At 56.2% G+C, this 23,146-nt stretch carries 16 protein-coding genes, 3 pseudogenes and 2 CRISPR repeat arrays; of the genes and pseudogenes, 11 read left to right on the top strand and 8 right to left on the bottom strand.

The annotated features are described in order from the left end of the window. Positions 1-135 precede the first annotated feature (135 nt). From CYA_RS13850 to CYA_RS11975, 4 genes are all read right to left on the bottom strand, one after another. Positions 136-3,852, bottom strand: coding sequence for a PAS domain S-box protein (locus tag CYA_RS13850; protein ID WP_083759176.1), 3,717 nt, complete (start codon positions 3,850-3,852; stop codon positions 136-138). 153 nt (positions 3,853-4,005) lie between these two features. Then, positions 4,006-4,572, bottom strand: coding sequence for a hypothetical protein (locus CYA_RS11985; RefSeq protein WP_099812771.1), 567 nt, complete (start codon positions 4,570-4,572; stop codon positions 4,006-4,008). Between the two features lie 76 nt (positions 4,573-4,648). Next, on the bottom strand, positions 4,649-5,257 hold the full coding sequence (locus CYA_RS11980) for a Uma2 family endonuclease (protein WP_011431343.1): 609 nt from the start codon (positions 5,255-5,257) through the stop codon (positions 4,649-4,651). Between the two features lie 27 nt (positions 5,258-5,284). Continuing rightward, the gene (locus CYA_RS11975; RefSeq protein ID WP_011431342.1) at positions 5,285-5,869 is read right to left on the bottom strand and encodes a Uma2 family endonuclease; all 585 of its coding nucleotides are present in this window, start codon (positions 5,867-5,869) and stop codon (positions 5,285-5,287) included. 178 nt (positions 5,870-6,047) lie between these two features. Between CYA_RS11975 and csx2 the strand changes: the two genes are divergently transcribed. The 11 genes and pseudogenes from csx2 (at position 6,048) to CYA_RS11920 (ending at position 18,559) form a co-directional block, all read left to right on the top strand. Beyond that, on the top strand, positions 6,048-7,367 hold the full coding sequence (gene csx2, locus CYA_RS11970; RefSeq protein ID WP_011431340.1) for a TIGR02221 family CRISPR-associated protein: 1,320 nt from the start codon (positions 6,048-6,050) through the stop codon (positions 7,365-7,367). A gap of 246 nt (positions 7,368-7,613) precedes the next feature. After that, the gene (gene cas10 / locus CYA_RS11965; RefSeq protein WP_041438604.1) at positions 7,614-10,607 is read left to right on the top strand and encodes a type III-B CRISPR-associated protein Cas10/Cmr2; all 2,994 of its coding nucleotides are present in this window, start codon (positions 7,614-7,616) and stop codon (positions 10,605-10,607) included. Further along, positions 10,604-11,728: a type III-B CRISPR module-associated protein Cmr3 gene (locus CYA_RS11960; protein ID WP_011431338.1), complete on the top strand. Its 1,125-nt coding sequence runs from the start codon at positions 10,604-10,606 to the stop codon at positions 11,726-11,728. Before cas10 ends, CYA_RS11960 begins: the two co-directional genes overlap by 4 nt. 45 nt (positions 11,729-11,773) lie before the next feature. Further along, on the top strand, positions 11,774-12,544 hold the full coding sequence (cmr4, locus tag CYA_RS11955; RefSeq protein WP_011431337.1) for a type III-B CRISPR module RAMP protein Cmr4: 771 nt from the start codon (positions 11,774-11,776) through the stop codon (positions 12,542-12,544). A 13-nt stretch (positions 12,545-12,557) separates the two neighbouring features. Then, positions 12,558-12,950 carry a hypothetical protein gene (locus CYA_RS11950; protein ID WP_011431336.1) on the top strand — a complete coding sequence of 131 codons (393 nt, stop codon included), beginning with the start codon at positions 12,558-12,560 and terminating at the stop codon, positions 12,948-12,950. Continuing rightward, the gene (locus CYA_RS11945) at positions 12,950-13,591 is read left to right on the top strand and encodes a Uma2 family endonuclease (RefSeq protein ID WP_011431335.1); all 642 of its coding nucleotides are present in this window, start codon (positions 12,950-12,952) and stop codon (positions 13,589-13,591) included. Before CYA_RS11950 ends, CYA_RS11945 begins: the two co-directional genes overlap by 1 nt. Before the next feature lie 227 nt (positions 13,592-13,818). Beyond that, a complete protein-coding gene (locus CYA_RS11940; RefSeq protein WP_228375343.1) occupies positions 13,819-15,579 on the top strand; it encodes an RAMP superfamily CRISPR-associated protein in 1,761 nt (586 codons plus the stop codon). Positions 15,580-15,611: 32 nt separating this feature from the next. Further along, the gene (gene csx18 / locus CYA_RS11935; protein WP_011431333.1) at positions 15,612-15,911 is read left to right on the top strand and encodes a CRISPR-associated protein Csx18; all 300 of its coding nucleotides are present in this window, start codon (positions 15,612-15,614) and stop codon (positions 15,909-15,911) included. Continuing rightward, positions 15,911-16,900 (top strand): annotated as a pseudogene (cas1, locus tag CYA_RS11930) (CRISPR-associated endonuclease Cas1). Before csx18 ends, cas1 begins: the two are co-directional and overlap by 1 nt. After that, positions 16,900-17,178 carry a CRISPR-associated endonuclease Cas2 gene (cas2, locus tag CYA_RS11925; protein WP_011431332.1) on the top strand — a complete coding sequence of 93 codons (279 nt, stop codon included), beginning with the start codon at positions 16,900-16,902 and terminating at the stop codon, positions 17,176-17,178. Before cas1 ends, cas2 begins: the two are co-directional and overlap by 1 nt. 248 nt (positions 17,179-17,426) lie before the next feature. Next, a CRISPR array of direct repeats spans positions 17,427-17,615; the repeat unit is 36 nt; unit sequence GTTCCCCCTTCGGGGGGATCCCTAGAAATTGGAAAC. A 77-nt stretch (positions 17,616-17,692) separates the two neighbouring features. Then, on the top strand, positions 17,693-18,559 hold the full coding sequence (locus CYA_RS11920; protein WP_083759175.1) for a 2OG-Fe(II) oxygenase: 867 nt from the start codon (positions 17,693-17,695) through the stop codon (positions 18,557-18,559). A 199-nt stretch (positions 18,560-18,758) separates the two neighbouring features. Continuing rightward, positions 18,759-19,332: a CRISPR direct-repeat array (repeat unit 36 nt; unit sequence GTTCCCCCTTCGGGGGGATCCCTAGAAATTGGAAAC). Positions 19,333-19,413: 81 nt separating this feature from the next. On the opposite strand, the gene CYA_RS11915 is transcribed toward CYA_RS11920, so the two are convergent. The 4 genes and pseudogenes from CYA_RS11915 to CYA_RS15435 form a co-directional block, all read right to left on the bottom strand. Further along, on the bottom strand, positions 19,414-20,781 hold the full coding sequence (locus CYA_RS11915; protein ID WP_276307419.1) for an RtcB family protein: 1,368 nt from the start codon (positions 20,779-20,781) through the stop codon (positions 19,414-19,416). A 75-nt stretch (positions 20,782-20,856) separates the two neighbouring features. Continuing rightward, positions 20,857-21,279, bottom strand: coding sequence for an archease (locus CYA_RS11910; RefSeq protein WP_011431329.1), 423 nt, complete (start codon positions 21,277-21,279; stop codon positions 20,857-20,859). Between the two features lie 641 nt (positions 21,280-21,920). Continuing rightward, a pseudogene (locus CYA_RS14870) lies at positions 21,921-22,052 on the bottom strand (IS200/IS605 family transposase); the annotation flags it as partial. Between the two features lie 422 nt (positions 22,053-22,474). Continuing rightward, positions 22,475-22,971: pseudogene (locus tag CYA_RS15435) on the bottom strand (ARPP-1 family domain-containing protein). Positions 22,972-23,146 lie beyond the last annotated feature (175 nt).

The raw sequence follows: 23,146 nt of genomic DNA, 5'->3' as shown, positions 1-23,146 counted from the left end.
GCGCGGGTTTTGCACCGCAGTAGGTTGTTTTCCTGGAGAAGCTCTGTACTAACTATAACAAAGAAGCAACTAAAGTGGCTCAAGGGCTTTTCCGCCCCGCACTCAAGTACGGGGCTACCAAGCTATCCTTTTGTGTCAAAGTTGGGGCAGATGAGGTAGGTGAAGCGTAAAGGTTGTCCAGCCGGCGGCGCTGCTCACCTCGATGGATCCGCGCAACTGATCCACCATCTGTTTCACCAAGGCCAAGCCCAGACCCGTGCCCCCTTCCTTCCAAGGATCGTTGCTGGGAATGCGGTAAAAGCGCTCAAAGATGCGGGTCAACTCCTCGGCGGGGATCGGCTGGCTATTGCTGACCTCGACGATGCTGCGGCGGTTTTCGGTTTCTACCCGTAGGCGGATGGATCCCTGGGCCGGGGTGTATTTCACAGCATTGTGCAGCAGCTCCCGCAGGATACGTTGCAACAGCAAGGGATCCGTTGTGATGGTGCTTTCTAGGGGGACGCTGGCTTGAAAGCTCTGCCCCTTGGCGCGGGCCCGCTCTTGGGTAACCGTCAGCAGATCCCCCAGCAGATCTCGCCAGGTGAGGGCTTGCACCTCCAGCGCATAGGCCTCCGCCTGCAGCCGCTGCAGATCCAGCAGGTCGTTGATGAGCTCGATCTCCCGCTGGCACTCCCGCTCGGCAATGAGGAAGTATTGCGCTCGTTTCTCCTCTGAGCGAGCTATCTGCAGCATTTTCAGGGCCATTTTCAGGCTGGCCAGGGGAGTGCGCAGCTCGTGGCTGACGGTGCTGATGAAGTCGTCTTTGAGACGGTTGAGGCGCTCCAGGGCTTGCACCTGCTCTTGGGCAGCCTGGAACAGGCGCGCCTGCCGCAGCCCAATGGCACATTGGTTGGCCACCTGCTGGATAAGTTGGATCTCCTGGTCGTCGAAAGGACGCGCCGCCGAGCGAAAGATCCACAGATCCCCCAGCACTTGGCCTTTATCTAGCAAGGGACAAGCCATTACTACCTGGCGGTTTTCCGAGGCTCGCCCTAAGAAGCAAAATAGACAAGGCTGCCCTGCAGTTAATTGTCGATACACGGTTTCGTAAGGCCCTCCCTGCAAAGGGATGGAGAGGTTCAGATAAGAATCGGAGCGGGGGCAATACTCGTAGCGGATGGTGGCAAGGGTGAAATCGGCGTTGTAAAGGCCGATATCGCAGCCATCGGCATCTAGACTTTCTCCCAGCTCGCGCACGGCGGCGCTGAGGATCTCAGCTTCGTCGAGAGAATCGCGCACGCGGTTGGCAATGCTTCTTAGGAGAGCCTCAAATTGCAAAGCCCGCTCTAGCTCCGCAGTGCGCTGCCGCACTTTTTCTTCTAGCGTTTGCTTTAGAGCTTTTACCTGCTCGTACAACTGAGCCTGTTGCAACGCGATAGCCAACTGGTCGGTCAGCTTCTGCAAAAGCTCAATTTCCCACTCCTGCCACGGGTGGCTGGATTGGCAGTGCTGCGCCACCAAGAGGCCCCAAAGGTCTTCACCCCGTCGGATTGGGATCACCAAGTTGGCCTGGGCCTGGAAAGATTCCAAGAGCTGCCGATAGCAAGGATCCAAACTGGCGGTCGCCGCATTTTCGATGGCTTGCACAAAGCCCTGCTGGTACTTGCGATGGCAGGGATCCCTGTGGAAATACTCATCCCACACGTAGCGGCCCAAGTGACTAGGCCAGGGATCCACCACTGACTCAGCGGCCACAAACCCCCCTGCCCCCTCCTGCAACTGGTAGATCATTACCCGATCCACCTGGAGAAACTCCCGCACCTCGGCAGTGGTTGTTTGCAAAATAACTGGCAGGTCTAGAGCTTGTCGGATCCGCCGCAGCAAAGCCCCTAGTAGTCGCTCCCGCTCTGCTTCTTGCATCAACAGATCCTGAGCCTGCTTAAGAGGAGTTATGTCCACAACAACGCCACAGACGGCATAGGGATCCCCCTGGCAATCTCGCAGGGCAAATTTGGTAACCCACTGGCTCAATTGCTTGCCATTGCGGGAAAAAATCCGCTCGTAGCTGACAGGATCCGGAGATTGGAGAGCTCTCTGATCCTGCTCTCGGAACTCGCGGGCCTCTTCGGGAGTGAAAAGCTCATCATCCAGCTTGCCAATAAGTTCTCCTAGCTCAGAACCTCTCTGTTGTAGATAAAACCTGTTGGCGTGAAGATAGCGCCCCTCCAGGTCTTTGAGGAAGATGGAAAAGGGGATCCTGTCCAGAATAGCTCTAAGGCGAGCCTCACTTTCTTGTAGAGCCAGCTCCACCTCTTTTTGCTCGGTGATGTCTTCCGTAACACCTACAAAGCGGATGATTTCTTGCCGCTCATTAAAAATAGGCTGACAGGAAGTGCGTAACCAGCGCAGGCTGCCATCTCGATGGAAGATGCGGTAGGTGATTGGCTGCTCCCCTCGAATAGCTCGAGGAAGAGATCGAAGAACACGGGGCAGATCTTCAGGGTGAAGCCTTTCTTTCCATAGATCCGGTTTTTGATAAAACTCCTCCGGTGTGTATCCCCAGATGCTTTGACACCGGTGGCTTTTGTAGAGAACTTGGCTGAGATCTGCGGAACAGACGAAGAAATTCACCGGCACAGCCTCGGCCATTTCCCGAAAGCGGGCTTCGCTTTCCCGCAAAGCTAGTTCCACCTGCTTTTGTTGGGTAATGTCGCGGCTGCTGCACACAATCCCCTGCACTAAAGGATCCTGTAAAAGGTTGGTGCAGCGGCTCTCCAGCCACACCCAGTGGCCATCGGCATGCTGGGCCCGATAGACAAAGCTGAGCGTCTCGCCAGGCCGAGCCTTCAGTTGTTCAAGGGCGTCGGCAACGATCTGGCGATCTTCCGGGTGAACCCAATCCAGAGGTATAGGTTCTCCCTCCTCAGGACAACGACCCAAGACTTTCTCGGTAACCGGGCGATTGAGAGTATGAACCAAGCCTTGGGCATCGATCCAACACAAAATGTCGTGGCTGTTGTCGAGGAAGGCGCGAAAGCGCTCCTGTTGTTCTCGCAGTTGTTGTTCCAGCCGCTTTTGCTCGGTAATATCGAAGACAATGCCGAGCCATCCCAAACCTTTGGACTCATCCTGCAGCTTGACAGCCAGGCGATAGGTGTAGCGCTCTTGGCCTTGGATGATTTCCTTGCTCTCCAATCGGGAAAACCCTTGCCGCTCCAGGTCAGACAAGGCTTGCCCAGTGTACTCCAGCCAGTGGGGATGTTGCTGCGCTGCCTCTTGCAGAGAAGTGCCCAGCAGGTCGCCATACCAGGCGCGGTCGGTGGCATTTTGCAAAATCAGCACTCCCTGGGGATCCCTGGCCCATATGGCTGCCGGCAGGGCGTCCAGAAGAGCCCTCAGTTGGGCTTCCCGCAGGCGCAGATTTTCTTCCAGTTGCTTCTTCTCGGTAATGTCTCGGCCCACCCCGCGAATAAACTGCAAGCGGCCCCGCCGGTCGAAAAGGCCCTGGTTGATCCACTCAAACCACCGCACCTTTCCTTCCGCATCGAACAAGGGGTGAGCCCAAGCAAAGGTAGGCTGCTGAGGAGTAAGCTGGGATATCTTCTGCCGCACCTGCTCTTGCTCCTCTGGCGGCAAGGCCTCGATCCAGCGCCGGCCCTGCCAATTGCCGAAAACCTTCTGGCAGGCCTCGTTACACTCCACCACCGTTGTATCCGCCCGCGCCAGCATGATGACATCGGGAAAACCAACCTGGGCCTGATGCGGCCGCCGCCTCTGCCAGAAGACAAGCGCCAGGAGCCAGGCTGCCCACAAAAGCAGCCACGGCCAGTTGCCCAAAGCTTCCTCAACAATGGTCTCCCAAGGAATGATCATGACAGCTTAGCATTGCCAAAATTCTGTTAAGATAGGCGAGAGTGCCTATTCAAACCCACACCAATTCTCGGCAGTTTGCCAAGGATTGCCAAGTATCACAATTAACAACTCACGAACTTCTATATAACCTCGGCAATTGCCCAGAAGGGAACCTCACAGGTTAAGATAGTCCTGGATCCAGCCCACCAGCCGCTGTGCCAGGGTAAGCGCTTCCGGCTCGCCTTCTTTGATCGCCGATTGGCTGCTGAAGCAAGCAATAACCTCTTCTTGAAATTTTTCTTCAAGCTTTTGTTCAAAAGCGCCGCGGCGAAACTGCAACCGCACCTGAGCTTGGATCTGAAAGCTCTCCCGCGCCTCCTCATCTAAGATCTCCTGTCCCAGCCGCTGCAGCCGCACCCCTTGCAATTGGGCGAGGGGATAAGAGAATACCTGCTGCCGCCAAAGCCCCCAGGGGCCACCCAGCCGGGTCAGGGTCGCTCGCTGCCGCTCCCGATCCAAGCTCAGGATCTGCCCCAGCCCCCAAGGGATCCCAATCCCCAGGCCCGCTGCTACGGCCAGCAACCCCACCAGCGGCGAGCGGCCCCAGAGCTGGGATCCCAGCGCCAACAGCCCCAAACCCGCCACCACCCGCCAGGCCAGTTGCTCAGGGGTAAACCTTTGCAGGGCAATTCGCAGCCGTCTGGGGTTGCGCTCCAGAACTTGCAGGTAAACCGGCCTCATGAAATTGGATCCCGTTTTTGGCGCCAGTTTACCAGGTGCCGCGGAACCCTGGAAGACTTGCGAGCTTGGCAAACAGCTAAAACTCAGGTTCGGCAAAAAACTCTGACAAATCCAAGGCAAACCCAGGGATCACCTCTTCGCCTTCCAGGATATCTCCTGGCCGCTTCAATGCTGCGGGCTCAGGCTGGCGGTAGACTAAAACATACTTTTCTTCGGGATGAATGACCCAAACAAGCCGGGATCCGTTCTCAAAATACTCGACAATTTTGTCGTGGATCTCTCCTACAGTATTGGCCTCAGAGAGAACCTCTATAGCCAGGTCTGGAGCTCCCTCGATATAGCCCTTGGGGATCCCGCCGAGAGATCGCAGCCGCTCCTTGGAGAAGAAAGAACAATCTGGGGAGCGGCGATTGCCAGATTTCATCTTAAACGAAGTATCGGAGTCAAAAGTAAAGCCAATCTTTTGGCTGCGAACATAGGCACCTAGGAGGATGTGAATCAAACTTACATAGTATCCATGCCTTGCACTTGCCGAACCCAAAGCAATCAGCTTCCCATCGACAACTTCATAGCAATTGCCATCATCGGGCAGAGCCATAAACTCTTCATCAGTCCAAATCTTCCGAGAAGCTGTTGCAGAGCTTTCGGCAGGTTCCTTTGCTAGCCTTTCCAGAGCTTCAATCATGGTAGCCCTCTCAGATAGCTAAAACAACTAAGGGATCCTCGCTTGGGCAAACACATCCTGGGGGACAACCTTCAAGCCGGGCAGAAACTCATCTTGGATGGCTTGGGATCCCGTAAAAGTCCGCGGCGGGGCATCGGGGTAGAAAACGGTGATGCTCTTGGCTTGGGGATCCACAACCCAAACGCGAGGGATCCCAGCTTCCAGATAGTCCGCTGCTTTTTGAAGTACAGCCCCAAAACTCTGGCCGGGAGAAAGAATCTCCACTACCAGTTCGGGAGCGACGGGACAAGGGCCGTCTTCCTCAAGCTGCGCTGGCCAGCGTTCAAAGGAAACATAGAGCAAATCGGGAACAGGAAGCCAATCTTGATCCTGCCTTTGCAAAACAACTGCCAGCTCTGTGTACACATCCCCCTTGCCTTGACACCAGGCATCCAGAATGAAAAGCAGCCGCTTCTGCAAAGAGGCATGAAATCTCTGAGGAGACATCGGCAAATCTTTGGGAACAGCTTGTCCATTGACCAGCTCATAGGTAGTATCTTCCTCTGGCAAGGCGAGAAACTGTTCGGGAGTAAGTTTTGGATGAGCAATCGACAGCTCTTCGGTCGATAGCATGCCAGGATCCCTCTCGTTCTAGAGGCCAACTGCTTTCTAGTTCTAGGCTAACTTTGGGTTTTTCGCCTTCACTGCGCGGGAAAAGGCCTCTTGTTTTTGGGAAGGGGGGGCTTCCAGGTTGCGGTAGCTTGCCAGCGGTTGTGCTTTGATGCGTTGCAGACCCACCTGGAGGATCCCTATGGCTAAAACCCTTTTGACCACCCTGGGCACTGGCGACTACACCGAGACGACGTATTTCTTTGGGGAGCAAAGGGCAGACAAAACCTGCTACGTCGCCAAGGCCCTCTGCCAGCTCTTTGAAATTGATAGAATCATCCTCCTGCTGACGGAGGAGGCCCGCGCCAAGCACTGGGGCCGCTTGCAGGAGTCCTTGCCACCCCAGGTGGAGAAGGTGGCCAAAGCCATTCCTGAGGGCAAAACGGAAGCGGAGACCTGGGAGATTTTCGACGTGCTGGTCGATGGCATCGAGCCCAACAGCCGGCTGCTTTTTGATATCACCCACGCCTTTCGCTCCATCCCGCTGCTGGTGCTCTTGGGAGCCGCCCTTTTGCGCAAGGCCAAAAATGTCGAGATCCAGGGGCTCTACTACGGCCTCTACCGCCCTGGCCAGGCGGAGACCCCCATTATCGATCTCACGCCGGCCATTCGGCTTCTGGACTGGCTGACGGCCAGCGACAAGTTCATCAGCACCGGCTCGGCAGTAGAGCTGGGCCAGCTTTTGGACACCGTTCAACGGGACTTCTACCGACAGCAAAGGCCCGGCAAAGGGGATCCCAGGCCCACCCGGCTGCAGAGCTTTGGACAAGCCATCCGCGACATCTCCCGTTCTCTGGAGCTGGTGAGGCCGGTCAGCCTGCAGGAGGACTTGCGCAAGTTACAAAGACACTCTACCCAGGAGTTGGCAGAAGAGGTGGGCCAATTTGCCAAGCCCTTCGGCCTGCTGCTGCAAAGCATTCAAAATAGCTACAGCCAACTGGCGCTGCCGGCAGAAAAGGCGGCGGATCCCCAAGCGCAAGTTCAAAAGCACTTTCAACTGCTGCGCTGGTATGTTGAAAAGCGCTTCACCACCCAAGCCCTTCTCTTGGCCCGCGAGTGGGTGGTTTCTGCCCTTTGCCTCTGTGAGGGGATCCAAAACTACCTCGAACGAGAAGCGCGGCAGGGAATTGAACACCAGTTGGGATCCCTTATCCCGCGGGAAGAGCAGCTCTTGGGAGATCTCCCTGCGACTGGATCCCTTATCCAACACCAAGAGCAGCTTCAGTCCCTGCCTCCCATTGCCGCCCATGTCCCAGATGTGCAGCAGCTAGCTAAGCTCTGGTCTCGGCTGAGCGAATACCGCAACGACGTGGCCCATGTGCAGATGAAACCCAAATCTCTACGCAGCGAAGTTCTGGAGAGCTTTGTGCTGCAGGATCTGCTGCCGAAACTGGAAGCGCTGTTTCCTGAATTGACTCGAACAGAGGGGGAATTGGAAGGGGATCCTTCCAATTCTCGGTAGGCTACCAACGTCGGCCCACCCTCAGGTTCTGGGTTTTCAATTTCGGTCCAGCGGTTGGCAGGGGCTGAGCTTGAACAAGTCCTATTGACCTGGAGAAATACTGAAAAAACCTGAGGGCCGGTCGGGATCGGTGGACTTTGTTTTGTAGCTTCTACAGCCGGCTATCGGGTGGCTGCTGGGGTTTTGTCTACTTTGTTTCCTTGCACGTTCAGTTCTTAACTTTCCTATCTTTCCTGCGAAAACACCATGTCTTATCACTACTACTGGCAAGCAAAGCTCTGGGGCCTGCTGCATGATCCTGCCCTCAAAGCCCTCCACGACGCCTCTGGCCGCGCTAAGGAAGGGCTGTGGCCAAACCTAGCAGCGATGCAGGGGTGGATCTCGCCCAAGGCAGAGGGATCCCCTCTGGCACAGGTGGGAGATGCGGATCTGGTCGCCTCCGCCAGCGATCGGGCTGCTATCGGCCACCTGCCGGTTGCCATCGACTACCAGGTAGCTGATTGCAGCCAGAGCCTGGGGCCGGGCTTAGAGATGAGCCATCTCCTTTCGGGGCGCAAGCGCTTTTGGCAACTGCCCGAAGAAGAACACCGCGCCCTGCGGCAGGCCAGCTCCCGCGCCGAGTACTTGCTGGCGCAGGAAGCAAGGGTAGTTCCCGACTGGATTTGGCAAGAACAGGAGGATATCCAGAAGGTGTTCTGGTGGTTCTGGCGCTGTTTTCCCCAGGCGCTGGCGCGGGAGTTTGGCGATGAAAGCCTCCTGCTTTTGCCGGCAGAAACGCGGCTGCCCGATGGATCCCTGTGGAGCCACACTAGCGTCGTGGCCGCTCTGGCGGGCTGTTTGGCCGGCTACGACGAGCCCAAGTTCACGCGGCCCTTTTTGGCCAGCTTGACCTTCAACCCCATCCAGGAGCTGATCAAAGCCAGCCGCAAGATGCGGGACTTTTGGGCCGGATCCTGGCTGTTGCACTACCTCTCGGCGCGGCTTTGCTGGCGCCTGGCGGAGAAATACGGCCCCGACTGCCTGCTCTACCCCAGCCTCTACGGCCAGCCTTTGATCGACGCTTGGCTGCTGGAGAAGTACCCCCCCTTTGCCGAGTGGATCCCGCAGCCTTCTGCCAACACTCTGCTCACCGCCGGCTTCCCCAACGTGATCCTCTTGCTGTTGCCCGAAGAGCGGCTGCAGGCGGCCATGCAGTTTGCCCAGCAGACCCTCAAAGAAGAATGGCGCCACCTGGCGGAAAGAGCGCTGGAGCACCTGCAACTGGAGCGCCGCTGGCTGGTGCAGTTGCGCCCAGAAGATCCCACCTGGGGGGGATGGCTGGAGCACCAGTGGCAGTTCTACTGGGCGGCAGCGCCCCTGGGATCCCCCCAGCAAAGGCTCAAAGACACCGCCATCCTCAGGTCCCAGGAGTCCATTGAGCGGGATCCCTGGGTCAGCGCCCAAAACCGCACCTACCATCTCAAAGGAAAGCGGCAGCTTTTTGCCGATCCGGAGCTGAAGTTCCTGCGGATCAGCTTCTGGGATCCCGAAAGGCAGCAGTGCCGCCAGCACAAGCCAGGGCTAAACGTAGGCTCCTGGTGGGCAGCGGCAGTGGAGGCGACGCGCCGGCTGCAGGCAGCCTGCAAACAGGCCCGCGATTGGCAGTTGCCGGTGACCTTTGGGCCGCGCAGCACCGTCTCTGGCCTAGGGCCGGTGGTTCACCCTTCCCCCAGGAATCGCTGGATTAGCGAAGGGGAGAGCCGGCGGCTTTGGCAGCGCCAGGCAGGGCTTTTCGATGGCCGCGAGCAGCTCAACGCCACCGAAACGGTTAAGCGGGCCCTAGACAAGGTGTTGCCGGAGCTCTTCCCCACCCTCGACGAAGACGAGGTCGCCGCTTCCTACCCAGATCTCACTGCTGGCGTGGCCGGTTACCTGAAAACCCACGGGCGACGCGAGCTGGAGCACTTCGAGCAGGCCTGCCGCGCCGTTGAGGCCATTCACCCCGGCATGCGGGAGGTGATCCGGGAGATGCGTGGCAAGTGGGGGATCCCGTGGGCCGACCAGCAAAACCTGCGCTACCACCCCCGCCTGCTCAACGCCGGCTGGCTGGTGGAGGACCTGGAAGCAGACGAGGCAACCCAGAAGCGCTGCCGCCAGGAGATAGAAGCCACCCTCAGCCGCTACTACCCCAGCATCAACCCCGCCAGTTGGTACGTGGTGGCCGCCGGCGATGGCGACGACATGGGCCAGTGGCTGAGCGGGGGGAAGATGAAGCCCTACTACGACTACCTGCCCCAGCCGCTGCAGCGCCTAGCGGATGGCCAGAGGGACGCTATTGGCCGCGTCCTCGACTCTGAAGAGCTCAAGCAAGTCAAGGACGCCTTCAGCGAGTTTGTTAAAGCCAGCCGCAAGCGCATGGGCCCGGCCACCCACAGCGCCCTCAGCCGGGCTCTGTTGGATTTTTCCGGCCAGTTGGTGCCCTACCTCACCGAGCAGCGCTATGCCGGCAGGCTTATCTACGCCGGCGGAGACGACGTTTTGGCCTACACCAACCTCTGGGAGTGGGATGGCTGGCTCTGGGACATCCGCCAATGTTTCCGCGGCGGCGAAGACGACTGGCGCGAGTTTGCCAACGAAGGGGACTACTGGCAGTGGCAAAAGGCGCAGTTGCCGGCTGGCCTCAGCCGTCGCCCTCTTTTTACTCTGGGATCCCTGGCCAGCATTAGCTTTGGGGTGGTGATTGCCCACCACTCGGTGCCCCTGGCCATTGCCCTGGAGAATCTCTGGGAGGCAGAACAAGGCGCCAAAGAGCAGGCCTATGCCCAGGGCAGCTCCAAAGACAGCGCCCAGGTGCGGGTACTGTTTGCCAACGGCAACCAACTGGTGAGCACCTGCAAGTTCGACACCTTCGACAAGTGGAAAGACCTGCTGGATTTTGACTGGAAGCTGTTGGGCCAAAAGCAGGATCAAAGCTCCCTATTTGAACACGCCGCCCAGCTCTGGGAGCAGCACCCAGCCCCCAGCCTGGAAGCGGTGCCTGCTTGGGCCCGCCTGTTCTGCAGCCGCCGGGATCTCTTCCACGGCGAAAGCGAGCAGACGGATCGTTTCCAGACCAAGCTGGTCGAGTTTATTCAGCACTTTTGGCAGCACAGCCTGCCCGCCCAGCCGGGGGCCTGGGATCTGGCCATCAAAAACTGGTTCAAGCTGGCGGCCTTTGTGCTGCGCAACCGCACCGTCACTTTGGGGAGGAACGGTCGATGAGTTGGTTCACGCTATCGCCTCTAGATGTGTGGATGTTTCGCGATGCCAAGCCCTTTGCGCCGGGGGAGCGGGCCTGGGCCAATAGCGGCTTTCCCCCCAGCGGCCACACCTTGGCCGGCGCCATTCTGGCTCACCTGGGCCAGCCGGCAACCCTGCGCCTATGCGGCCCTTTCCTTTGCTGGGATGAGCAGCTTTACTTCCCCGGCCCTCTGCACCTCTACCAGGGATCCCCGCTGGTGCCCATCCCCTGGCTGGAAGAGGGCCATTCCTATGACGGCTACCGTTGGGATCCCACCCGGCCCGCCCCTTTGGTGGCAGCAGCTCCGGAGGAGGAACGGCCAAGCTCCAAGCAAAAGGCCGCCGGCTACCTGCCCTTTCAGGCGGTGCAAACTGCACTGCAGGGCAAGGGCTGGGATCTGGAGCAGGCAGTAAAGTCCCCCTGGGTGGCGGAAGTGCGGCCCCACAACACCCTGCAGGCAGGCAAACGCCAGGTGCGGGAGGCCGAGGGCTACTTTGTGGAAACCTGCATCCGCCTGCAGCCCGGCTGGAGCCTGGCTCTTTCCATCGAGTGCTGGGATCCAGAGCGCGAAAGCTGGGATCCCTTGCCCCTAGCGCAAGAAGTAGTGGTGCGGCTAGGGGGAGAAGGCCACGCTGCTCTCCTCAGCCCCTGCCCAAAGCTGGGCAAGCAGTGGCAAGTGCTGCAGGAGCTCTCCCAGCAGACCTTCCGGCAAGCCCGCCGAGCTCTGGCCTACCTGGTGACCCCCGGCGTGTTCATCAAAAAGGTGGAGGGGCGCTCCCTCTGCCGCGCCTGGCCCTGGGAGTGGCGCTTGGCCACCCCTCATCCTGCCCACTCCCTCACCGGTCCTCTGGTGAGCGTGGCCACCGGCAAGCCAGTTCCCATCAGCGGTCGCCTGCGGGTGGACTCCCTAACAGAGCCGCGCAAGACCAGCCTACCGGCTCCGCAAGTCTTTGCCGCCCCGCCTGGCAGCATCTACTACCTGGAGCATCCAGCTCCCCTTGCCCAGGACGAGCCGGAGCTGGAAGATGGCCGGCTCAACGTCTTCCACCGCTGGCGGCTTCTAGGCTACAGCGAGTTGCTCTGGCTGCCTTGGGCCCATTGAGCTTGCTTTTGAAGTCCTGTTTTAACGGATAAGGAGTGTTTTTCTATGGCCTTTCACCTGGTCTATCTCACCTTGCTGACTCCCCTGCACACCGGCGGCACCACCCAAGAAGGCAACCTCTTGGGCATTGCCCGCGAGGCCCACACCAACTTGCCCTACATCCCTTCCAGCACCATCCGCGGCAAATTGCGGGCCAGCGTGGCCGAGAAAGAGTTAAAGTTTGAGCTTTTTGGCAACGAAATTGGGGAGGGGGATCAGCTTACCCAAGGCTCCATTTGGATTGGAGATGGATCCCTCTTGTGGGTGCCGGTGGCTTCCCTCAGCCACGGGGTAGTCTGGATTAGCTGCCCCCTCTTGCTCAAGCGCTGGCTGCGGCTAAGTGGCCAGAAGTTGCAGGTGCCGGAGCCCTATAGCACCAACTTGGAGGCAAACCGACCCATCTATCTCAAGGATGCCATCCTAAAGAACGGTCTAAAGAAGTGGGAAAACTGGCAAAGCTTTGTCAAATCTTCCAGCATCAGCCGCGTCCTTGTCTTGCCGGATCAGCACTGTGCCACCCTTATTCAAATGAGCCTGTGGCGGCAGGTAAAAGTTAAGCTCAGCGAGCACAAAGTTGTAGAAGGCGGCTTTCGCTACGAAGAGGCCATCCCCCCCGATAGCCTGATGTACTTTACCTGGGGGGTAACAGCCCAGGCCAACGGCAGTTCCCAAGAAGCAGTGGAGCAATTTCAGAAGCTTCTCCAGAAGAACCAACTTCTACAAATTGGCGGCCAAGAGAGCCTAGGCCGGGGCTTTGTCGAGTTGTCTTGGAACTAGTTGAGGAGGCTTTATGGAAACTTTTGATCCCCGCACGTTGGCCAAGCCCGTTTACGAATCCCTTCGCCAGTTAAGGGCTCAAACCAAAGACCAAGAAAAGCTTAAGGAGCAGAAAAACCAGGCTGTGGAGCTCTACACCTACCTTTCCACCTGGGGCCTGCTGCGCCTTAAGGCAGAAGAAGATGCCCTCAACCAGGAAGGGAAAAAACAAGTAGTCAAGGAGTTTTTTGATTGCCTAGAAGAGATCTCTGGCCAAAAGGGAATTGCTAACTCCAACGGCCTGGATCGTCTTATGCAATTGGGAGTTGAAGAGTATCTAGGTTTAACAGGGCTAGGTCTGGCTTTGGCTCAGGAATTCGGCTTTTGGGCTATGGCCATCTACCACGACATTAAAGGAGGAGAGTAATGGGCGTCGCGATCCCCCTGCAAGCGATTTCCCTGCAAGAAGGCAGCCGAGTGGTTATTCATTCTCTTACCTGGCAAGACTGCGAGAGCATTCTGGAGGAGCTGGGCGAAGATCGCCACACTCGCATTGCCTACTACGATGGCACTTTTGAGATCATGTCTCCTTTATCCAAACACGAGCGCCTTCATCGCATTGCCAGTGACATTGTAAAGGCTCTCTTAGATGCTCAGGGGAGAGATTGGGAAGACTTTGGCTCAACAACCCTCAAAAAGCCAGGCAGAGCTGGCGTGGAGCCCGACACCTGCTTCTATGTCAATCACCTGGAGTTGGTGCGAGGTTGCGAGGGCAGGATCGATGTCGATCAGTTGCCCCCACCTGATCTGGCCATCGAGTCCGACGTTACTTCCCGAACTTTTATCGAGGCCTATAGAGCCATCGGCGTGCCGGAAGTTTGGATCTTGGGTGAGCGAAGTTTGCGGATCTTTATTCTGCAGGGAGAAGACTACGTAGAATCAAGCTGCAGCTGGCTTTTTCCAGACTTCGACATCCCCAAGCTTGTGCCTCAGCTCATTCAACGGGCCTTAGAGATTGGCACCAGCGCTATGTTGCGCAAATTTCGGCAAACCCTTGGCAATTCCTAACGCTGTTTCCCACTTTTGGAGAAGATCCCATGACTGGCAATCGCCCTACTCGTCCTGGCAACGCTCCTCAGCCGCTTCCTCGTCCCCCCAGGCCAGGGGATCCCAGCCGCCGGCCGCCTCAGGAAAATCGGGGCCCTAATTCTCCTAGAGGAGGCAATGGAGGGGGAAACCAGCCGCGCGGTGGAGGAGGCAACAATCCTCCGCCCTCGCCTTGGCTGGGTCACCCCTTGGATCCCACGCCCAGGCCGGATCCCACCGCTGGCTTTATTGAATATCTGCGCTGGATGCGAGCGCCGCTTGATGCTTCTAAAGACGGCACCAAAGCGGAGCTGGCGCACCAAGTGGAAACAACGATCAACCTTGGAGCCCGCCTGAAAGTTTTGAATGAGCGCACCCAACGCATTGCCAGCGACACCTTTCAGGTTACTTGTCCCTGGCGAATTCGAGTCGGTGGGGCCAAGGGTCCAGAGAGCATGTTGCTCCCCGCTTTCGATCCCTTAGGGATCCCTTACATTCCCAGCTCCACCCTGTGCGGCGTGGCCCGCTCCCAGGCCATTCGAGAGCTGATGCAGGAGCGCAATTTATCTTGGGAGCAAGCAGACAAAGCCGTAGCTCCTTGGTTTGGGCACCTACAAGCTGACGAAAAAGACAGGGCCGGCAAGGTTATCTTTTTGGATGCCTACCCGGTACCCACTCGGCCCCAACGGCGAGAGGATCCCGATAATTCTAAAACGGGGGGTCTAGCTGTAGATATTGCCAATAGTATCTGGAAATGGAATGGAAAAAATCTTGACTACTCGCCTAACCCTAACTTGTTCTTTTCTCTCAAGCAAGCCACTTTTTTAATTGGCCTGCGCAAAGGCCCCGGCTGCACCGATGAGATGCTGGATCAAGTCAAAGAGTGGCTGATCCAAGGGCTGGAGCAAGGGGTGGGATCCCAGGTGAATACCGGCTACGGTCGGCTGATCCCCTTAGGGAAATCACTGGACAAGAGCCAAGGAGAATTCTTGCGCCTGCCCTTTGAGCTAAAAGGCCAACTCATTCACGGGCGGCAGGTAGTCAACTGGAGGCCCGATAAGAATCGCTACGACAACCGATCCATCGCCGAAGTGCGGCCCGTAGCCTTTAAGAATATGCTGCGCTATTGGTTCCGCACCTTTGCCCTGGGAGTTTTGCCGGTCGATCAGGTGCAGGAGTGGGAAGGGCAACTTTTTGGGGCCATCACTCCCCAGCAAAAACACGGCTGGATCCATGTGGATTTGCTGAACGGCAAAGTCTCTCGGCCGGAGCCCAATCAGCGAGGAGAAGCCGCAGGCCAACAGGAAGGGATCCTCATCTTAAGTCTTTCTGGCGAGTGTCAAAACTATGCTTCCCAGGAAGATCAAGAGGCGGTGGAAAAGCTCTTTACTAACCTCACCTGGATGATGTTCCATCTGGGAGGTGTGGGTCAAGGAGCTAGAAGACCCTGCTACTCCCGCCAGAACCGGGAGCGGGCTCCCTGGTGGCGCGGCTCTACCCTAATTCCCAGGTCGGAGGATGCCTTTTGGAAGCTGGCGGAGTCGGTGGCCGGGTTTCAGAAGCTTTTCCAAAAGCGCCTGGGCAACTTCTTTGACGCTCTCAAGACTCTAACCAAGCAGGCCATTAACCCCGATAGCCCAAGAAGTGCTGGCCAGGTTCAGAGGGATAAATGGCCGCAAGCGGTGGATGCCAACTGCAGGATCGTAGTCTGCAGCGGCGAGGAAGATTTCAACAAACCCTATGCCCTGGCAACTTTGCATCGCTTAGGCCGACAAGATGAAGGCCGGTACGACAAATTCTTGTGCGGGGGTGTACAGGGAGGTGCTCTGCCCTCTCCGGTTTGGATTGCCGATTTGGGTGATTACCAAGTGGTTACCGTTTTTGGGGCAACGGCAGATCCTAGGAAAAAGTATCTTGAGGAGCTCAAGAAAGATGCTGATGATTTTCAAGTAATCTGGCCCTTGAGATAGAAGAAATCTCGAAGAATTTTTGGAGAAACAAAATGCCCAAAAAGAAGATCAATGCCAAAGTTCTCAGAAACCTTGTTACAGCCGTAATCAATGGCTCGATTACACTGGCCATTTTGCTCATTGCTCCCTTGGACCTGGCAGCCGTGATTACCAACACTATTTTGGTTGCCATTGCCAGCTTCTTTTCTGGAAGCTTAACAGAGATGGTTATGGATCTTTTGTCAAGCCCTGAAATTGACGTGGAGGTTTTGCCAGAAGAGCGCCAATCCAAGACCAGCACTTCCATAGAGCCAAGGCGAGGCTCAGAGAGTCTGCGTCGAGATGATCAATAATGCGAACCTTGTATGTTTCCCAGCAAGGGTGCAGGCTAAGCCTCAGGCAAGAGTTTGTGCTGGTTCATTTGGGCGAGTCGCTCTTGCAAGAGATGCCTCTGCCCTTGCTGGAGCAAATTTTAATCTTTGGCCGCTCTCAGGTGACTACCGATGTTGTGAGGGAGTGCTTGAAGCGCAATATCCCCATTGCCTACCTCTCCCGGCTCGGCTATTGCTACGGTCGCCTCATTCCCATTGAAAGGGGCTACCGCCGCCTGGCCCATTGGCAACAGGCGCTCCCTGAAGCATGGAGACTGCAAACAGCAGCCTAAATAGTGCGAGCTAAGCTCCTCAATGGCCGCGTGCTGTTGATGCGACAACTTAGGCAGCGCCCCAGCGAAACCAGGGATCTAACCCTGCGCAGCCTGGAACACTTGGCCGCTCAAGCTCTGCAGGCTACTTCGCTGGATCAATTGCGAGGCATTGAAGGGATCGGCGCAGCTTTGTATTTTCCCGAATTGGGCAATTGCTTACAACAAAAAGGATTTGTTTTGATCAAGCGCACCCGACAGCCGCCCACCAATCCAGTGAATGCCATGCTCAGCTTTGGCTACATGGTGCTCTGGAACCACCTATTAACCTTAATTGAGCTGCAAGATTTGGATCCCTATCAAGGTTGCCTACATGCCAGCAGCGAACGCCACGCTGCTTTGGTTTCCGATTTGCTGGAAGAGTTCCGAGCGCCTATTGTGGACTCACTGGTACTGTGGCTGGTCAACAGCGGTGTTATGGATATCCAAGAAGACTTCGAGTATCGAGATGGGGGCTGTTTTCTCAGCGATGCTGGCAGAAAGAAGTATCTCAAAGCTTTTCTCCAGAGAATGGAGGGATCCATCCAAACCCCCGATGGGGATCAACCCCGCTGGGATTTGCTGACGCAGCAGGTTAAGAAATTTAAGCATTCTGTCTATAATCCTCAAGACCTGTATCAGCCTTACCGGATTCGCTGATGTTTCTTTATGTCGTTACCTACGACACCCCTTGTGATAAGCGCCGCAAGAAAATTGCCGACCTGCTAGAAGGCTACGGCAAGCGCGTGCAATACAGCGTGTTCGAGTGTGTCCTCGACAAGGACAAGTTCGAGGAGCTCAAGCTACGGCTCCGGAAAAGGGTCAAGCCCGATGAGGACAGCGTCCGCTTCTATCCCCTCACCAGCCACGCCCTTGACCAAGTGGAAATCTGGGGTGGGCCCCCCTTAACTGCACCCCCCCACTCGATCGTTGTCTAGCTCAAGCAACTCTCCACCCACTTCAGTACTTGATGTTCTCAAAAGCACACAAAAACGGTATCAACGCTTTTGCGAGCGCCTCGCCAAAACCCGCAAAGGCCGATTCTTTCGTTGACCCGCTCGATGCCTTGCGCCACAAGGCTTTCAGGCCTCTCACCCCCCTCTCCCAAGCTCTTTTTTGCCCTCTTCGACCGACCCCCTCGCAAATGGGTCTTGCATTCCTTGCCCTGCTTGGGTTTAATAGGGGTAGAGTTCCCCCTTCGGGGGGATCCCTAGAAATTGGAAACGATAAGGCCCCGGAATCATTTCTGTCATCCAACCAAAGCGTTCCCCCTTCGGGGGGATCCCTAGAAATTGGAAACACGCTTACGCGGTCACCGTCGAAATCACCGCCCATTTGGTTCCCCCTTCGGGGGGATCCCTAGAAATTGGAAACAGGACTTAGGATCACTGTGGGCACAGCTGAGCAGATGGCGAGATTTTGGTCAGCATGGCAGAGAGCAGGGGGGTAGCTATGCCAGAAGGTTGGGAAAAAGTTACAGATTTAATGCGCCAACTGCAGGCAGTACAAGAGATTGCCGAGAGGGGGTATTGGCTCACCACGGAGGAACTGGGGCAGGTTTTAGGTTTACCAGAGTCCCGCTTGGCAATTCTGCGGGAACAACCCCTCGCCTATGAATTTCCGTGGCGCAACTTCCGCTGTTGTGTAGTTGACGAGCAAGAGGGGATCAGGCTTTGGTCTATCACTCCTAACAAGGCTATCAATGTCCACACCCCCACCACCGCGCCCCAAAAACAGCCTGCGGTCTATGCACGGGTGGATAACTTTTTGCCGCGGGACAAAAACCAACAGTTACTAGAATATGCGATCGCCAACGAAGGGCGGTTTGTCCCTTCCCGAAACTCAGCGGATGACAGTGAATACCGCCGTTCATGGGTGCTGTATGACTTCCCTGAGTTTTCAGGGGTGATTCTCCACTATGTGCAAATGCTAATCCCCCAAGTGCTCAAAAGCCTAAAAATGGAGCCATTTCCCATCGCCTACATCGAATGTCAAATGACAGCGCACAACCACGGCAATTATTACAAAGTGCACAATGACAACGGCAGTCCTGATGCCAAAGAAAGGGAACTGACCTATGTCTATTACTTCTACCGAGAACCCAAGCAGTTTTCTGGGGGGGAACTGCTGATCTACGACTCTGAAGTGCGAAACAATATGTATGTCAAAGCCGACACCTATAAAACCTATGTTCCTGCCAACAACACTATCATTTTCTTTCCCAGCTATCTGATGCACGAAGTTTTACCCGTGACTTGTCCCTCACGGCAGTTTGCCGATAGTAGGTTTACGGTCAACGGCTGGGTACGGCGTAAATAGGCACATTGGGCGAAATGATACAAGTGCGGGTTCTGCCCCTGCCAGTGCAAACGATGCCATTGGACAAAATGGTGTAGCCAGTGGTTGCCCCTGCGATCCCGCCCGATGGTCGTCCCTTGACTGCTGGTGGTCTGCACAAAGTGATTACCACTGATCACATTCCCCCCCCTCAACTTTGACACTGCCATCGTCGTTGTAGTAGTTCCCCCTTCGGGGGGATCCCTAGAAATTGGAAACGTTCATGGGCACAAACTCCCTTAAACGAGGTACGAAGTTCCCCCTTCGGGGGGATCCCTAGAAATTGGAAACGATTAGGCTAGGGGTTGCTCCCCCTGGAGTATTCTCAGGTTCCCCCTTCGGGGGGATCCCTAGAAATTGGAAACACGCTTGACCAACAGACGGAGGAAAGCGCGATTCATTTTACACGTTCCCCCTTCGGGGGGATCCCTAGAAATTGGAAACATCTTTGGCAGCTTGGCGCGCCTTGCGCATCACTGCAAGTTCCCCCTTCGGGGGGATCCCTAGAAATTGGAAACCCCTTTGAGACTCCCAGCCGGAATCCGATCCAAGAAGATCGGGTTCCCCCTTCGGGGGGATCCCTAGAAATTGGAAACGTCCTTGGATCTTCCATGCCACCTACGGTGAGCAATATTGTTCCCCCTTCGGGGGGATCCCTAGGAATTGGAAACTTTGGAAACTCCCCCTGCTGTGTTCCAGGGATGATCTGGATCCCCTGAAGTTATCCCTTAGAGGGATCCCTAGAAATTGGAAACCGCTCCCGGCATTCCGAGAGCGGCAAAGGTTTTAGCAGTGTTTTCCCTTCGGGGGGATCTTGAGAAGTCAGAAAGAAAAAACTAGCCCTTGATACACAGAATGGGTCTTAGGCGCGCTACGAGTTTCGCGATCTTGGCTTGGTCGGCAGCGCGCACAACTTTATCTACGTTTTTGTAGGCCTGGGGCGCTTCTTCGGCTACCCCCCGCAAAGAAGGGCTGCGGACGATGACGCCGCGCCGCCTCAGTTGTTCGACGATCTCCTGCCCTGTCCAGGCTTTGAGAGCTTGGTTGCGACTCATCGCCCTTCCGGCGCCGTGGCAGGCCGAGGAGAGGGAAAGGGCCTCACTTTGCTCCGTGCCGACCAGAATGTAGGAGGCCGTGCCCATGGAGCCGCCGATGATGACCGGCTGACCGATAGAGCGGAAAGCCTGAGGGATCTCTGGGTGGCCAGGCCCAAAAGCGCGCGTTGCCCCCTTGCGGTGGACGAACAGGCGACGTTTTTTCCCCTCTATCACGTGCGTCTCCTCCTTACAGGTGTTGTGGGAGACGTCGTAGATAAGGTCGAGTTCAGCCTTGGGAAAAAGCTCGGCGAATACCTGGCGCACCCAGTGGGTGATGATCTGGCGGTTGGCCAAGGCGCAGTTGATAGCTGCCCGCATTGCTCCCAGGTAGCTTTGCCCCACTTTGGACTTCAAGGGCGCACACGCCAGCTCGCGGTCAGGCAGCTCTATGCCGTGCTCTTTAGCCGCCTGTTGCATCTTCTTCAAATACTCCGTGCCAATCTGGTGACCCAAGCCCCGGGAGCCGCAGTGAATAGTAATGACCACTTCCCCCTGCTTGAGGCCGAAGCTCTCGGCAGCCTTGGGATCGTAGATCTCGTCAACAACCTGGACTTCGAGGTAGTGGTTACCTGAGCCTAGAGTCCCCATCTCCCGCCGCTGGCGCTCACGCGCATAGGCGGAGACTTCGCTCGGCATTGCTCCCCGCATGCGGCCATGTTCTTCGATGCGCTCCAGATCCTCTTTCTTGCCGTAGCCTTGAGCCACAGCCCATTCTGCTCCGCCTTCCAGCATGGCTTCCATCTCTTTGTCGCTCAAGGAGATCTTGCTGCGGCTGCCAAGCCCTACCGGTACGCTCGCATACAAGGCATTGGCTAAGGGTTCTGCCGCTTCCTCCACTTCTTCGCGCGTCAGCCCCGTCCGCAAGGTTCTCACGCCGCAGGAGATGTCAAAGCCCACGCCGCCGGCGGAAATCACCCCCCCTTCTTCCGCATCGAAAGCAGCCACCCCACCGATGGGAAAACCATAGCCCCAGTGGGCATCTGGCATCACGTAGCAGGCTCCCACGATCCCTGGCAAGGTGGTCACGTTGCTGGCCTGCTCGGCCACTTTGTCGTCCATCTCCCGGATTAACTCCTCATCGGCAAAGATCAAGACTGGGGCACGCATTTTGCCTTTAGGAGGAATGCGCCAGACAGTCTCATCTACACGCTCAAGTTTCTTGATATCCATAGACTGCCTCCTTTACACATCCACCACACACTGTGCCACCCAAAGCTCACTCTCTTGGGCTACCTTGAGTTGGGTGTAAGTTGCCCCTTTAACTTCTACTGCCGGTCGGTGCTTGGCGCGGTCAACTCTTTCCCCCCACAGGCTGGCCTTGAGATGGTCTTTTGCAAGATGCACTTCAACTTTCCCAAAGAGCATTCCTCTGACTGCCATCTCGTAGATCACTGCGTTCAGGAAATCCACCAACAACAGTTCCAGATCGCCTGAATTTTCTAGCTCAATCTCTAGCCGCTCCCTGGGAGCTACTTCATCCACGCTGGTGATCACCGCAGTCAGGGCCAAAGCTGCCTGGGCAAAAGCTTCCTCCGGGGTCGCCCCATAGCCGCGGACGCCGACATCGGCCATGTGTTCGAAATGATCCCATCTTGCCCGCGCCACGGTCGTCTCCTTGTTTTGTGCAGTCCTCAGTGCAGGCCAAAGACAAATACCGCCCAGGCTAAGGCGCGGCACTGCAGCTTACCGCGGGATCCCTGCAGATTGGGAATAAAAGCAGCCATGATACTACCATTGTATTCGTCTCTTATCCTGCCGAAAGTTCCTTAGGCTGGGGGGATCCTCCCACAAGATAAAGAAAGAGTGAAAAGGCCCAATGGTTTCGCCATCAGGCCCTCCTTGTCTAGGGGAGCTTCCCAGAAGAGAGAAGCTGCTGGTGTGACGACTAACGGGTAGACCAGTTTATCGTTATAGAACAAAGCGGCACCTTGGTCACCGCTTTGAGATTTGGCGTGGTATGCCCGGCCTTCCACTACCGTTTGTACCGCCTCCCAAGGCCATTGGTTCAGGCAGTAGTGGAGAACATCCTGAGGAGTAGCCTCAGCCTGTGGAGAATCTTTGTGGCGGATGGACTCCAACGCAAAGCCGACTACCAAAAGTTTTTGCGAAACTCCTCAATCTCATCCTCGTAAGACTCATACCACACAAAAGGATAGCTTGGTAGCCCCGCACTTGAGTGCGGGGCGGAAAAGCCCGCTAGCCACTTTAGTTGCTTACCCATGATGGGGGTCGTTGATATAGTTTCATAGCTCAAACAACCTGTCCCTGACTTCTCCTACCAAGACCTCTTTCCTTCTCTTTGGCCAAAAAATAAGATAAACAACCGCTAGCCCCACACCATGGTTGTAGTGATTGTACCGTTGACTTTCCTCTCGCACTATCGCTTACTTAGGTTGGAACAAAGAACAAAAACAAGAATGCGGTTTTAACCAAAACTTTGTTTTCATTCCAACAGGTCGGTTCAAGGAGCGTATTGCGCAATTATGTCGGCATTATGGCATGGAGTTTATTGAGGTAGAGGAGGCGTACAGCTCGCAGGCAAGCTTCCTAGATAGAGATGAGCTACCTAGTTATGGTGAAAAACCCGACGGGTGGAGACCCGCTGGAAAGCGTGTCAAGCGGGGCCTGTACCAAACGGCAAAGGGGTGGTTGGTCAACGCTGAGGCAAATGCTGCCGCCAACCTGCTTAAGAAAGTCAGCAGAACCTTGGGGCTTTGCCTTCAGGAACTGTCTAGAGGCGCTTTGACAAAGCCTTTGCGACGACCGTGTAAGAATCCCCCGCCTTTAGACGGTGGGAGTGTCAAACTTCAGAGAACGGGTTGGTGGGGGAGCTGACCCTGAGAAAGTTTTGGATAGCAGCAACGGCTTGCCACACTCTTCCCTGGTCTGAGCGGTAACCAGCTTTATTTTTGAGCGACTGATAAACTCCTCTTTTTAGCTCGTAGCACAAGCTGCTGGGAACAAGGCATTGGCATCCTCCATTTGGTGGGAGCGGAAGTGGCGCCTGAAAGCTTCCACACAAGAAGCCAGAATCGTGATCTTGCTTTTTGGCTTGTTCAAAACAGCGGTGTTCAAGATGCGGTTCTGTTTAGCCCCGACTAGCTCCTGCCCTTCCACCAAAAGCAAGAGAAAACCGCTGTAGTTTTCCACAACTAGATACGGCACAACGCCGTTCTGATTGATTTCACTAATCGTTGCTTCCTGAGCTCCATGATCTGGAAGGCGATAGGCAGCCTCTCTCTGTATCCTCTGGAGAAAACAGCGGGAAAATCTGAAAGCCGCCCTACTGAATAGCACCACCAACTTGCAGTGTTGGCAGGTTCAGTTTGAGCATCGATTTCTCCTTTGGGCTTGCTAGCACTATCTCTTCAACTTCCTCCAGAGCTGCAGTGGTTGGCATTAACAACAGAAGCTGGGGAGCCGAGAAGAAGCAATGGCTTGAGCCGCTGCCGAGTAACAAACTGGAGAGACC

The organism is Synechococcus sp. JA-3-3Ab (assembly GCF_000013205.1).
Classification (GTDB): Bacteria; Cyanobacteriota; Cyanobacteriia; order Thermostichales; family Thermostichaceae; genus Thermostichus.
This window is presented reverse-complemented; position numbering and strand designations above follow the sequence as displayed.